General features: G+C 52.7%; 10 protein-coding genes and 1 pseudogene. 6 read left to right on the plus strand and 5 right to left on the minus strand.

Annotation, left to right across the window (positions count from 1 at the left end; all coding sequences use genetic code 11):
* Positions 1 to 22: 22 nt before the first annotated feature.
* The 4 genes and pseudogenes from JCM12308_RS22035 to JCM12308_RS22050 form a co-directional block, all read right to left on the minus strand.
* Positions 23 to 967 (minus strand): ABC transporter ATP-binding protein, encoded by a 945-nt coding sequence (locus tag JCM12308_RS22035; protein WP_054785101.1) that lies wholly within the window; start codon positions 965 to 967, stop codon positions 23 to 25.
* Positions 964 to 2,133 carry an ABC transporter permease gene (locus JCM12308_RS22040; RefSeq protein ID WP_054785102.1) on the minus strand — a complete coding sequence of 390 codons (1,170 nt, stop codon included), beginning with the start codon at positions 2,131 to 2,133 and terminating at the stop codon, positions 964 to 966. Before JCM12308_RS22040 ends, JCM12308_RS22035 begins: the two co-directional genes overlap by 4 nt.
* 10 nt (positions 2,134 to 2,143) lie before the next feature.
* Positions 2,144 to 3,051, minus strand: a pseudogene (osmF, locus tag JCM12308_RS22045) (glycine betaine ABC transporter substrate-binding protein OsmF).
* 455 nt (positions 3,052 to 3,506) lie between these two features.
* Positions 3,507 to 4,820 (minus strand): enoyl ACP reductase FabMG family protein, encoded by a 1,314-nt coding sequence (locus JCM12308_RS22050; RefSeq protein WP_054785103.1) that lies wholly within the window; start codon positions 4,818 to 4,820, stop codon positions 3,507 to 3,509.
* A 24-nt stretch (positions 4,821 to 4,844) separates the two neighbouring features.
* On the opposite strand from JCM12308_RS22050, the gene JCM12308_RS27955 reads away from it, so the two are divergent.
* From JCM12308_RS27955 to JCM12308_RS22060, 3 genes are all read left to right on the plus strand, one after another.
* Complete coding sequence (locus tag JCM12308_RS27955; protein ID WP_083416426.1) at positions 4,845 to 5,042, plus strand: hypothetical protein; 198 nt, start codon at positions 4,845 to 4,847, stop codon at positions 5,040 to 5,042.
* Positions 5,043 to 5,405: 363 nt separating this feature from the next.
* On the plus strand, positions 5,406 to 7,400 hold the full coding sequence (locus JCM12308_RS22055) for a BCCT family transporter (RefSeq protein ID WP_054785104.1): 1,995 nt from the start codon (positions 5,406 to 5,408) through the stop codon (positions 7,398 to 7,400).
* A 214-nt stretch (positions 7,401 to 7,614) separates the two neighbouring features.
* Positions 7,615 to 8,235: a 2OG-Fe(II) oxygenase gene (locus JCM12308_RS22060; RefSeq protein ID WP_208608680.1), complete on the plus strand. Its 621-nt coding sequence runs from the start codon at positions 7,615 to 7,617 to the stop codon at positions 8,233 to 8,235.
* A gap of 163 nt (positions 8,236 to 8,398) precedes the next feature.
* Here JCM12308_RS22060 and JCM12308_RS22065 read toward each other — a convergent pair whose 3' ends face one another.
* Positions 8,399 to 9,040: a DeoR/GlpR family DNA-binding transcription regulator gene (locus tag JCM12308_RS22065; protein ID WP_208978861.1), complete on the minus strand. Its 642-nt coding sequence runs from the start codon at positions 9,038 to 9,040 to the stop codon at positions 8,399 to 8,401.
* A gap of 378 nt (positions 9,041 to 9,418) precedes the next feature.
* Between JCM12308_RS22065 and JCM12308_RS22070 the strand changes: the two genes are divergently transcribed.
* From JCM12308_RS22070 to JCM12308_RS22080, 3 genes are all read left to right on the plus strand, one after another.
* Entirely contained in the window at positions 9,419 to 10,360 is a 942-nt protein-coding gene (locus tag JCM12308_RS22070; RefSeq protein ID WP_054785105.1) for an ABC transporter substrate-binding protein, read from the plus strand.
* A gap of 80 nt (positions 10,361 to 10,440) precedes the next feature.
* A complete protein-coding gene (locus JCM12308_RS22075) occupies positions 10,441 to 11,469 on the plus strand; it encodes a quaternary amine ABC transporter ATP-binding protein (protein WP_054785106.1) in 1,029 nt (342 codons plus the stop codon).
* 589 nt (positions 11,470 to 12,058) lie between these two features.
* A partial coding sequence (locus tag JCM12308_RS22080) for an ABC transporter permease subunit (protein WP_244271993.1) occupies positions 12,059 to 12,993 on the plus strand: 935 nt, incomplete at its 3' end.

The following is a 12,993-nucleotide window of genomic DNA, read 5'->3' on the forward strand; positions in this document are numbered from 1 at the left end:
ACAAACGGCGGCTCTCAGGAGATTAGCCCAGCTCATGGCTGCCCTCCGCTCTGGACCGGATTGCCTTCAGAGTCACATGACCGATCAGAGCGCCATTTCGTTCCACCGGGACAGAATCTCTTCCGCTCCACAGACACGCAGACAAAGCCTCTCGCAGGTTCGTCTTTTCATCTATTGGCTCACCCTCAGCAGCTCCGTCCTCCAGAATGTCAGAGATGGGGAGCAAGGACAGCAAGCGGAGCGGGCGATCAACACCGCCAACCATCTCCGCAACAAAGTCTGTCGCTGGGTTGCTGATGATCTCTGCCGGGGTGCCGTGTTGGACTAGTCGCCCTTGATCCATAACCGCGACCTGATCCCCCAACTGGATGGCCTCTTCCATGTCGTGCGTCACAAGAAGGATTGTGGATCCGAGAGTGCGCTGGATACGGTGCAGGTCTGCTTGTGCTCTTGTGCGGATGATAGGATCGAGCGCGCCGAAAGGTTCGTCCATGAGCAGAAGATCCGGGCGGGAGGCCAGGGCTCGGGCGACACCGACGCGTTGCTGCTGTCCGCCTGAAAGCTCTGCCGGATAGCGACTGCGAAACTCTTCAGGTGGCATAGAGAACAGATCGAGGAGTTCGTCAACCCGATCCTGTATCTTTGCCTTGTCCCATCCAAGCAGCCTGGGAACAGCGCCAATGTTGCGGGCAACAGTGTGGTGCGGGAAAAGTCCGTGACCCTGAATGGCGTAGCCGATCCGTCTGCGTAGCGCATTCTTCGCCATGCCTGTTGTCGGCTCACCATTGATCCGCACTTCGCCTGAAGTTGGTTCAACAAGGCGGTTGATCATGCGCAACAGCGTGCTTTTGCCGGAGCCGGACGTGCCGACAATAGCGGTGATCGTTGCGCTCTCAATGGTCATTGAAACGGCATCAACAGCAGGGCGACCCTCATAGATCTTGGTGATGTTGTCGATCTCAATCATTGATGCCTCGTTGTGTTTGGCTGGGCGAGCTCGACCAGAATGTCCATTGTGATCGCTGAGACTAGAGCCAGTGCCACTGTTGGCAAGGCTCCGAGCAGGATCAAATCTGTTGCGGTTTGATTGAGGCCCTGGAAAACAAAGGTTCCAAAGCCACCGCCACCAATCAATCCGGCGATGACTGCAAGGCCGATGTTTTGCACCAGCACAATGCGGATGCCTGCGAGCATGACAGGAAGGCCAAGCGGCAGCTGGACTTGCAACAATCGTTGATTGCGTGTCATGCCCATACCGCGTGCAGCATCCATTGCCGCAGGTGGAGCCGCCTCCAGCCCTGCAACGGTGTTGGCGACAACTGGCAGCAGCGAGTAGATGACAAGCGCCAGAAAGGCCGGGAGGAATCCAATCCCGGCAACGCCCAGTTCCCGCGCGCCGGGCACTGTTGTGCCAACCCATGCCAAAATCGGGATCATGATACCGAACATGGCAAGTGATGGAATTGTCTGGAGGAAACTGAGTATCGGCAGCACCGCACTGCGCATGGTCTCATTGCGGTGGCTTAAAACTCCAAGCGGGAAGCCGATGACCGCGGCAACAGCCAAAGAACCGAAGGCTAATCCTAAATGCCGTCCTGCAGCATCAAAGAAGGCATCCTGTCTGCTGGCGTATTCTTTGAAGATGGAAAGGTCCGTTAAAGCCCCTGACCACAGGATGAGGACCAGAGCCGCTATCGTCCCAATCAAGAGCACACCGCGCGTGAGCGGACCGGGAGCGAGATACGATAGCGCATCTGCTGCGAGCAGGAGAAGGATCGCAAAGAGGAACCAGAACCCGCTTCCCAAAGACACCCTTGCATACGTCCCTGCCCCTTGCAGGAGCGTTTCACTACCTTGCATAAGCAGCCAGACCAAAGCAACAATGCCCAAGGCTGCACCTATCAGCCTCAGCTTGGGGAGAGCGGCTGGCAGGCTCAGAACAAGGCTCAGGGCTATGGCGATCAGCCCGGGACCCGTCACTTCCGGTGCGGCAACCGCCCAGACAGGGATACCCTCACCTGCCACGATCCGGTTGGCTGCGAGCGTCAGAAAAGGTGCGAACAAGGCAAAAAGTCCCAGAACCGCGAACAAAAGTCCGGGTCCTGAGACCGATGATTTGATCCTGCTAGGCATAACGTGGTAATTAGTCCAGAACACCAGTTTTGGTCAGATAGTCCTTCGCCACTGCAGCTGCTGGCTCACCACCAACCTGAATGCGGCCATTGAGTTCCTGAAGCGTGGCCAGATCCAGACCAGAAAAGATTGGGTTCAAAACCTCAGCAACCTGCGGGTACTCTTTCAGGGTTTCGCTACGGATAACCGGCGCTGGCTCATAAACTGGCTGAACACCCTTGTCATCGGTCATAACAACAAGACCTGTTGCTGCAACGCCGCCATCGGTGCCGTAGGCCATGGCTGCATTTACGCCGGAAGTTCCACGTGCTGCTGCCTGAATGGTTGCTGCGGTATCACCGCCAGAAAGAACAACTGTTTGGTCTGGAGAAAGTTTGAAGCCATAAGCTTCCTGCATTGCAGGCAGAACAGCTGGCGAAGACACGAACTCTGTTGAAGCAGCCAGTTTGACGTCACCGCCTTTTGCGACCCATGCACCGAAATCTGACATGGTTGCAAGGTTGTTCTGGCTTGCCAGGGCGCCAGTTACGGCAATAGCCAGGTGTTGTTCGCCGGGGCTGGCTGCAGCCATACCAAGCTGTTCTTTTCGCCATCCAGCTCAGCTGCGCGGGCGTATCCGGCCTTTGCATCTTTCCAGACATTGCTGTCTGCTTCGTTGTGGAAGTATGCGGCATTGCCAGTGTATTCTGGATAGATATCAATCTGATCCGCCAGCAGCGCTTCACGCACCACTTGCGTGCCACCGAGCTGCAAACGACGTTCAACAGGCAGGCCAGCATCTTCAAGAGCAAGAGCGATGATGTTTCCGAGGAGGCCACCTTCTGTATCAATTTTGGAAGAAACAACGATTTCAGCATGAGCCGCAACTGTGAGGGCTCCAGTCATGCCGATTGCAGCAAGAATTCGATTAAGTGTCATAGCGAAGTAAGCTCCTCAAAGCTCTCTGTTTTGGCAATGCAATTTGAATTTTCGATTATGGGAAGAATGTGACGCTCTTGAAAGGACGATTGTCCTAAATTTGCGGATGCCCGATGGAATCGATTTCGCAAATTCCTTTGAATGTCACCTGAGAATTCTCCTAGCTCAGCGGCTATGTTTGCCTTCCAGCACGCTCCTGTGAGCCAAACTTGGTTCTGAGCTGTGCTAAGGAAACATCCATATAGGTAACCGCTTGCCACCAGACAACCGGAGTCCACCGCAAATTTCCGATTAATCCATTGTTCTTGCTGTCTGTCAGTTTCTCAGCATAAACGCAGCTCTGCCCTCACCGCAAGGTTTTGCATCAATTACCAAGACAATCTGTGTTTGCAATAAAAAACGGCCCTCCAAATGAAGGGCCGTTTCTCGAAATGTTTCGCTTTTACAGCTTAGGTTCAGTTTGACTGAATGAGGCTTTGGGCGACCATGTCGTGGTCGAGCCAGAGGACTGGAGCTGCTGGTTCGCTGGCTTCGCCGAAGATGAGCGCGCCGGTTGCTGCGACCACGTGCTGGCTCAGCTCATCGCTGATCAGCTCTTTGCGGTTTTTGTGCAAGTCCACGATTTCCTGAGAGGTGCCAACGGTCTTGTCGACCTGCGCTGCAGAGTTCTGCATTGGCCATGCTTCGAAGTTGTAGAACGGCTGCATGGCGTCATCCTGCTGATAGTCAGAGACTTTCTGCAGCATGTCTTCCACGGTCGCGTCGTCTTTCAGCAAGCCCTGACACTTTTGCCAGATGCCATCCACCCATGCGCCGCCACCTTCTTTTTTGAAGGCCGCAAGCAGAGGCAGAAGAGACAGTTCAATGCCTGCGAAAACATCAGAAGAGTTGGTGCGGATTTCTGGACAGTTGAAGACAGTTGCCTTCACGCCATTATCCCAAGCCGCTTTCGCAAAGTTTTCCAGGTTCATTTTGGCAAAGCCCTGCGTATAGCTGGTGTAGGTCTGCCATTTGTACTCGCCATCAATCAGAACGCGAGTGCCGTGGTAACCGTAAGCGGTGTAACGCACCTGGCCGCCGTCCGCTTCAATGCGCTCGCGGATGGACTTACTTGCTTCCAGCAGATGACCGAAGCTGTTTGCGGTCACTTCGTCGAAGTTCTGCAGGATCAGCTTGCCCAGATCACTGTCAATCAGATCCTGTGATGGCATGTGACGTGCGCCGCGGCCTTTATAGATGCGGTTTGCGATTGCCATGAAGACTTTCGCGCGCGGGATGCCGCCAGCCATGGTGTGGGCGAAGAACACGTTCTTGCCTGCCGGGATCATGTCATTCAGCTGTTCCATGATCTTTGCCAGAGACGCTTTAAAACGCTCGGTGCCCAGCTCACGGCATTTTGCCAGATGATCCCAGTCGAGCTTGTGCTCCTGCCAGGTGTCCATGGTCATTTCGTTGACCAGTTCGGTTGGCGTTGGTGTGCCTTCCGGCGCATCCTGATCAAAGCCAGCCATCAGTGGCACGTTGATGATTTTGCCGCCAAGGTTCGCTTCAGCTTCTGCCAGCTCTTCATCGGTCAGCGCACGCAGGGTGTTGTCAGCGTCGCGGCGACCAACGGTGATGCCGATGACGTCCATGCCTGCAGCTTTGGCTTGCTCCAGCAGGCCAGTGGCATAGCCGCGTCCAAAAAGCTCGCCGAACAGAACGAAGATATCACCTTCCCGGAACAGGGTGTTGTGACTGATTTTTTCGAGCGGTCTGGATGTGTTCATCAAGATCTTCCAAGGAGTTTAACAATGACAGACCACGACGCGCGCACGTTGGTGCTGCACGAACATGGTGTTTTTCTTTGTCTGGTGGTTCGTGCCCCTATGGCACATCCCACGCGAGAAATAGTTGTAATGCCGCAGCTAACCTTTTTGGATTTGAACGGTCAACACCATACAGGCGCTAAATCAGGCTTTTTCAGGATTGGTTGCACCAAAACACTCTGAGAAGCGTTTTTGAGTGCCTTTTTTAGATGATTAACGTGTTAAGCAGGCCATTTCTTAGCCCTTTGCGTCGTGAATACCATTTCATCCAAGCGCATTACTTTAAAGTAAGTTCGAACCGCAAAAAACAACCGAGTAATAGGTAATGCGGACTGCGACACAAAAGCATTTGCCTGGCAGATGGAGTAGGCGTATCTCCAGCGCCCCGCTTTTGATGTTCTGCTTTGAGTTCAATCAGAACAAACCAGAGTTGGACTGGTTGTTTTAAGGGACCGTCTACACAACCAAGTTAGTTTGACCATGAAAAATGCAGGTCTCGTCACTCGTGCGTCTTTTTGCATTTTTCGGCGCTTGTTGAAGCACGCCATGACAATAAAACATAAGTTCAATCCCCACGTCTTTATCAGTTCAATCTCGCTGATCTTCCTGCTGCTGCTCACTGCGGTGATCTGGCCGAAGGGATCTCAGGAGTTTTACACCAGCATTCAGGACTGGATCGAAACCAATACCGGGTGGCTTTACATTCTCGCCGTTGCGATCTTTCTGCTGTTCATCCTGTTCATCATGGTGAGCCGGTTTGGGGACATCAAACTGGGGCCCGACCATGCGGAACCCGACTACAGCTACAAAAGCTGGTTTGCCATGCTGTTTTCGGCAGGTATGGGGATCGGGCTTGTGTTCTTTGGTGTTGCTGAGCCAATCATGCACTTCATGTCCCCTCCGGGGATGGAAGGCTACACGATTGAAGCTGCCCGCGAAGCCATGAAGATCACCATGTTCCATTGGGGGCTGCATGCCTGGGCGATCTACGGCGTAGTTGCGTTGTCACTGGCCTATTTCACTTATCGCCATCAGCTGCCGTTGCTGCCTCGCTCAGCACTTTATCCTCTCATTGGGGAACGCATTTACGGGCCGATTGGTCATGCGGTGGATACATTCGCGGTGCTTGGGACGCTATTTGGTGTTTCTACGTCGCTTGGCTATGGCGCATTTCAGGTGAACTCAGGCCTGAACTATCTGTTTGATGTTCCGGTTTCGACAACCTCGCAGATTGTCCTGATCGTGTTGATCTCCAGCATGGCAACGGCTTCAGTCTTTTCTGGCCTCGACAGAGGCGTGAAGCGGCTTTCAGAGACGAACCTCATTCTCGCGGTTTGCATCATGTTGCTTGTGTTGATCGTAGGGCCAACGGTTACGCTGTTGCAGACAGCCGTTCAAAATGCAGGTGCGTATCTGGGAGACCTGATCCATAAGACCTTCAACCTTTATGCCTATGACAGAAAAGACGAGTGGCTGGGCGGCTGGACCCTGCTCTACTGGGGCTGGTGGATTTCATGGTCCCCGTTTGTGGGCACATTCATCGCCCGTGTTTCGCGTGGACGTTCCATTCGCGAGTTTCTTGTGGGCCTACTGTTTGTCCCAACCGGTTTCAGTCTGATCTGGTTCACGATTTTCGGGAACACCGGTATCGATCTGATCCTTCATGGCGGCGCAGACAATCTGGCTGAGGCAGTCTCATCGGATGTATCACTGGCGCTCTTCAAGTTCTTTGAGTACATGCCATTTTCATCCGTGCTGTCCATGCTCGGCATCGTTCTGGTGGTTGTATTCTTTGTGACCTCTTCAGACTCGGGTTCGCTGGTGATCGATAGCCTGACATCTGGCGGCGACATCAACTCACCTGTGTGGCAGCGTGTGTTCTGGGCAGTCTTGCAGGGTCTTGTGGCCATCATCCTGCTCTATGCCGGTGGTCTTGGCGCCCTTCAGACGGCGACAATTGCCAGTGCCTTGCCGTTCCTCATTGTGATGCTACTGATGTGCTTTGGGCTTTACAAAGCTTTGCAGGACGATGCTTTGCGCACCAAAAACCTGCAGATGCACCACACTACGGTTCAATATACCAAGAGCACGGTGGACTGGCGCCAGCGCATTGGAACTTTAACCGAGAATGCCACATTGCAGGATGCCCGGCAGTTTATGCAGACCGTAGGCAAGCCTGCGCTGGAGAAGGTTCAGGAAGAGTTCGAGAAACGCGGTTTCACCACCACGTTGACGGGATCCAGAAACTACCGGTTGACTATTGAGCAATCGGAGGAAACCATCTTCGTCTATGGCCTGCGCAAGCGCTACTTCACTACTGCTTTGGCGATTGGTCCTGGTCACTTGATTGATGATGAAGACGGTGAAGAAGAAAGCGATGATGAAGGCACAAACTACTACCGTGTTGAGGTGTTTCTGGCTCAAGGTGGTCAAGAGTATGATGTTCTTGGCTATACAGAAGAACAGCTGATCGCGGATGTGGTGACCCAATACGAGCGCTTCATGCAGTATCTGCATCTCTCTCAGGCAGAGCTAATCTGACCCACCAAACGGCATGCTGGAGCCGTCACGGTTTCAGCATGCTTCTCGATCCCCTAGAGCGGTGGGATTAGGCGCTGACTTCTTCTCATTTAAAATCCAAACGTGAATATTCTGCACTGAGAACTGACAATTTTGGAAGCTTTCGCAGCGTGTTACAGCTTGCATTCATATAAGTTTAATGACGCGGCAGCAGCGCTTTCAGGGAAGTCAGAAAATGATCAATTTCGATGCTCTCAGGGCCTCCAATACTCGCACAAGTCCTTTCCAGTACATGGTTGGAGAGAATGTTCTTACCAAAGAGCAAGCTGCTGACATTCGTCGTGATTATCCTGAGATCAAACAGACTGGCTATTTGCCTCTCTCCAAGTTGGAGTCGACCGGTGCTTTTCAGAGCTTGATTGAGGATTTACAGAAGCCTGAGCTTGCAGAGATCCTTTCTGACAAACTGGATCTGGACCTGATAGACAAACCACGGATGATCACCGTACGTCGCCTTTCCAAACATGGAGATGGCCGGATACATAACGATTCCAAGTCCAAGATCTGCACCATGCTGATCTACCTCAATGATGATTGGGACAACGCAGAAGGTGGAGCTATTCGCGCGCTTAACGGTGACAAGGACATGGATGACTATGCCGAAGAGGTGTCTCCTCTTGCTGGCAATGTCTTCGCCTTCAAGCGCTCAGAAACAAGCTGGCACGGGCACCCATCCTTTAAAGGCGAGCGCTACGTGGTGCAAACGACGTTCTTGATTTCAGAGGAAGAGTTGGCACGCAAGGAAAAGCGTGGTGGTTTTCAAACAAAGCTGAAGCGGCTTCTACGGATAAATTGATCCAGCTGGTTCGTTATGGCTGAGTATCGCGGTTGAGCTTCATAGAAAGTTCTCAAAGCTGCCTATGACGTTGCTGATTGATTGAATGTCATGCGATACAGGTGGAAATGAGCTGCACGGCATTCAGCCCTGCATTGATGGCCGTCTAAGGCTCCATACCCCGCTAGTTTGCAACGACGATTCTGGCCTCCCAACATTCTGCTGACTGATAGAACGTGTCGGTCGGTTTCTGCTCTGTGACAAGCGCATCAATCAAAGTTGGATCGCAGACATTGATGGGGGCTGTTCGGGTGAATTTTCTGGAATCTGCGGCCACGATTTTGCAGTTGGCGTGTTGCATGACTGTTCTGGAGATTTGAGCTTCTTCAAGGTCAAACAGCATGATGCCTTTGCTTGGGCTTATGGCAGCAGCCGATAAGATGGCGTAGTCTGTTTGAAAGTTCTCGAAGAAGCTTGCGGCTGTGGCGCCAAAAGCGCCCCCATCATGGGCGCGCAGTTCTCCTCCGGCCATGAAGACGCGGTTTTCATTTCGTGTGGCAAGCTTGTAAGCAACGGCGACCGAGTTGGTGACGACCATCAGGCGCTTATGGTCTTTGAGCGCATCGGCAATGAAAGCAGTGGTGCTGCCCACATCCAAAAAGAGTGAGCTTTCGTCTTCGATCATGTTTGCGACAGTTGCAGCAATCTTTCTCTTTCCTGCCGGGCACTCAAGCATTCGTGCGTGGAAGTCGCTTTCCTCATTGTCTTCATGGAGCAGTCGCACGCCCCCATGGACTTTCTCCAGAAATCCTTCTTTCGCGAGCATCTCACGTTGCGGCGGATGGTTTCTTCAGAGACTGCAAGGTGCTTGGCAAGGCTTACGATTCGGCTCGTTCCTCCTGCCTTTCTGACCGCTTCCAAGATTTCACTTTGGGTTTGATTATTAATGTTTTCCATGAAATCCGCTCCACAACAGCTTTGCATATGCCAGTGTTAAGTTCCATTACTCAAAACACAAAATACCTCAAATAGCCACATTAACCCACATAACAGCACATTATTTGAGAATTATATCTGTGGGATTATGTTGATTTTCTCAAATACCTCAACGTAAGCTAAGTGCACGCTGATGGAGTTGTTCGGGAGATGGGTTTCAATTCTTGCAGCGTTGAGATGAGGAAAATCATCTGCAGGAGGGGACAGGATGAAATACTCTGGAATTCCATCAGTTGCTTTGGTCATAGCTTTGAACATCGGCGCTGCCAAGGCCGACGTTGAATCGCTTGATCCAATCAAAATCACCACGCATGACTGGTCTGGACAGATCATCACCACCACCATCATGGGAGAAGTTCTGAAGCGGGCTGGTTATAACATCGAGTATGTACAAGCCGATTACATTGCTCAGTTTGCTGGCCTGAAGACCGGCGATTTGCACGTTGCCATGGAGATCTGGGAAACCACAGGTCGGGAAGCGATGGATGAAGCCATTGAAACCGGGAATGTGGTGAGCCTGGGTGAAAGCGGCATGATCGCCATCGAGGAGTGGTGGTTTCCATCGTACATGGAGGACGTTTGTCCCGGTTTGCCGAACTGGGAAGCTCTCAAAGACTGTGCCGAAGCATTTTCAACTGCTGAGACCGCACCACTAGGGCGTTATCTGGGTGGTCCTGTCACCTGGGGCGGTTTTGATGAAGAGCGGGTTGAGGCTTTGGAGCTGGATTTTGAAGTTGTCCATGCCGGTACCGATGCTGCGTTGTTTGCAGAGTTGGAGTCTGCTTATCAACGCAAGGCGCCCATCATTCTCTGGCTTTATGAGCCCCATTGGGCGCCTGCAAAGTATGACGGTAAGTTCATCGAGTTTCCGCCCTACTCTGCAGCCTGTTACCAGGACGCGACAACTGGAGTTAACCCCAGTGCGGCCTATGATTGTGGCAAACCCACTGGCCCCATCTGGAAGGTTGCCTGGGCGGGTCTAGGTCAAAAATGGCCCGGCGCTGCGCAGGCAATCTCCAACTTCCACGTCAGCAATGCTGAAATGAGCGCGATGATCTCCAAAGTGGATCTGGAGGGGCAAGCCGTTGATGCGGTTGTCGGTGAATGGCTCTCTGCAAATGAAGAAAGATGGCAGGGCTGGTTAAAATAACTCTGCCCTGGATCTGGCCTTGATACGAGGCAGATCTTCCTTTGCTTCCAGTTGACGATCAGCGCTTGTGGGGATGTTTCATGAACCAGTCTGTCCTTTTGGATTGCCAGGATCTTTGGAAGATCTATGGGTCTAACGCTGAGACTTTTCTACGTGATAGATCGTCTACGCCAGATCTTGAGGCGCTGGATACTGCTGGGCTGACGGGTGCTGTTCGTGCTGCAGATCTGCAGATTATGAAGGGCGAGATCTTCGTGATCATGGGCCTTTCCGGATCTGGTAAATCAACTTTGGTGCGCTGCCTTTCCCGTTTGGTGGAACCCACCGCAGGTTCGATACGTTTTGAAGGGCAAGACCTCCTCAGCATGTCCGAGCGTGAGCTCATAGAGGTCCGGCGCAAGAAGATGGGTATGGTGTTTCAGCAGTTTGCCTTGCTGCCGCATCTGACTGTCCTTCAAAACGTTGCCTTTCCATTGGATGTGCAGGGTGTGCGCCGCGCAGAACGCGAGGCGCGTGCACAGGAGATGATTAACACCGTTGGCCTGACGGGGCGTGAAAACGCCTATCCTCGGGAGCTTTCTGGCGGGCAACAGCAGCGGGTTGGAATTGCGCGATCGCTCGTTGGTGATCCCCATCTCTGGTTTCTTGATGAGCCCTTCTCTGCGCTGGACCCCTTGATCCGGCGAGAAATGCAGAATGAGTTTTTGCGACTTCAAAGCAAGCTTCACAAGACGATCATCTTCATCACCCATGACTTTGAAGAGGCTATTCGGTTAGCAGACCGAATTGCCGTGATGAAGGATGGCGAGATCGTCCAGATTGCAACGCCGGAACAGCTGGTCACTCATCCAGCAACAGAGTACGTGGAAGAATTCACCCAGCATATTCCCAAGACCAAAGTCATTCAGCTTGCAACGATCATGGAGCAAGGATGCTCCGCAGGCTCGTATGCCGGAGATTTGAGTGCGCACCAGAAGGTCGCGGATGTGGCGGTTCAAGTTGGAAAGTCAAACCGTCCATTTCGTGTGATGAATGATGATGAACCGATTGGAACCATAGATCGCGATAGGATTGTTAGCTTGATGCTGGAACAGGAGTTGGTGGAATGATCAACCAACTCTCGGAACGCTTTCGCAGTCCTGCTCTCTTTTGGAGCGTTCTTTTTGCCGCAACATGGTTGCTCTCCGCCTACTCGTTTCAGCTGTACAAGGCCTTGGGGGCGCGATGGATCATTAAATTTCCCAGCGCGTGGGAATGGAAGTTGGACAACCGGATCAGCAGTTTCATGTCGTGGTTGGTTGAAGACGCCAGTTTTGGGCTTTTCACATTTCGTGAACTCACACGTTTCTTTTCTGCCTTGATTGAAGTTCCCTATGATGCTGTGAGGGCTTTGCTAGCGGACGGTTTTAACTCCGGCGTGGGGCAGCAGGCTGTTGAGGTTCTGCCGTCCTTAAGCTGGATTGCAGTTACACTGCTGCTGACACTACTGGCACTTCGTGTTGGTGGCAGGCGTTTGGCACTGTTGGTCGCTGGCTGCTTCCTCTATCTCGCGGTCTTCGGGCAATGGCAAAGCGCGATGGTGACGCTGGCTTCAATTGCTATTGCGGTGCCATTTGGTGTGTTTGGTGGGCTTGCACTTGGCATTCTGGCTACAAGTCTGCGAGTTTTGAGCGACTTCTGCGACCAGTTCTGGATCTTATGCAGACGGTTCCCATCTTCGCTTATCTGGTGCCCATCCTGTTCCTGTTTGGCTTTGGGCCGGTTTCTGCGCTGGTCGCAACTATCATCTATGCAATGCCGCCGATGGTGCGTGTTGTGTTGGTTGCTCTTCAATCTGTGCCAACGCAGCTTCATGAAGCTGGGCAGATGTCTGGGTGTACATCTCGCCAGATGATGTGGAAGGTTCTGCTGCCTTCAGCTCTGCCAACACTGATGGTTGGCGTCAATCAAGTCATCATGCTCTCCCTGAACATGGTCATCATTGCATCAATCATTGGCGCTGGAGGGTTGGGTTATGACGTTTTGGCAGCCCTGCGACGATTGGATATTGGTGGTGGCATCGAAGCCGGACTGGCCATCGTCGTCATCGCAATTGCATTGGACCGGTTGAGCCAGGCGTTTTCTCAGCAAGACCACGGACAAAATGACGGGCTCGGTATTGATTGTATCAAGCCGCTTCCTCTGGCTGGGATTGCCCTCCTCAGTATTGTTGTATTGGCATTGCTGGGGAAGATGTTTCCATTTCTGCAAAGCTATCCAGAAACGTTGACGCTCACGACCGGTTCTTTCTGGGATGAGGCTATCAAGTGGATCAACATCAACTTCTTTGAGGTGTTTGAAGCGTTCAAGACCGCACTACTGACCTATCTTCTGTTGCCTATAAAGCGCTTTTTTGTTGGCATCCCGTGGGCATGGGGTATTGTGGCGCTGGGGCTTGTAGGGGGGCGTGTTGGTGGCCTTAAGCTAGGCTTGCTCTGCGCGTCTCTTGCTGGGTTCATTGCGGTGAATGGGCTCTGGCGGGATGCGATGATCACCGTTTATCTTTGCGGCGTATCCGTCTTACTGGCCGCAGCCATAGGAATGCCGCTTGGGGTTTGGGCGGGGCAGTCTGAACTGGCGAACCGGGTTCTTGG

The organism is Pseudovibrio denitrificans JCM 12308 (assembly GCF_001310815.1).
GTDB classification, from domain to species: domain Bacteria; phylum Pseudomonadota; class Alphaproteobacteria; order Rhizobiales; family Stappiaceae; genus Pseudovibrio; species Pseudovibrio denitrificans.

Bases quoted from the DNA above. Each gene is read 5' to 3' on its own strand.
- JCM12308_RS22035 (WP_054785101.1), bottom strand. From the start codon at position 967: ATGATTGAGATCGACAACATCACCAAGATCTATGAGGGTCGCCCTGCT.
- JCM12308_RS22040 (WP_054785102.1), bottom strand. From the start codon at position 2,133: ATGCCTAGCAGGATCAAATCATCGGTCTCAGGACCCGGACTTTTGTTC.
- JCM12308_RS22050 (WP_054785103.1), bottom strand. From the start codon at position 4,820: ATGAACACATCCAGACCGCTCGAAAAAATCAGTCACAACACCCTGTTC.
- JCM12308_RS27955 (WP_083416426.1), top strand. From the start codon at position 4,845: ATGACAGACCACGACGCGCGCACGTTGGTGCTGCACGAACATGGTGTT.
- JCM12308_RS22055 (WP_054785104.1), top strand. From the start codon at position 5,406: ATGACAATAAAACATAAGTTCAATCCCCACGTCTTTATCAGTTCAATC.
- JCM12308_RS22060 (WP_208608680.1), top strand. From the start codon at position 7,615: ATGATCAATTTCGATGCTCTCAGGGCCTCCAATACTCGCACAAGTCCT.
- JCM12308_RS22065 (WP_208978861.1), bottom strand. From the start codon at position 9,040: ATGCTCGCGAAAGAAGGATTTCTGGAGAAAGTCCATGGGGGCGTGCGA.
- JCM12308_RS22070 (WP_054785105.1), top strand. From the start codon at position 9,419: ATGAAATACTCTGGAATTCCATCAGTTGCTTTGGTCATAGCTTTGAAC.
- JCM12308_RS22075 (WP_054785106.1), top strand. From the start codon at position 10,441: ATGAACCAGTCTGTCCTTTTGGATTGCCAGGATCTTTGGAAGATCTAT.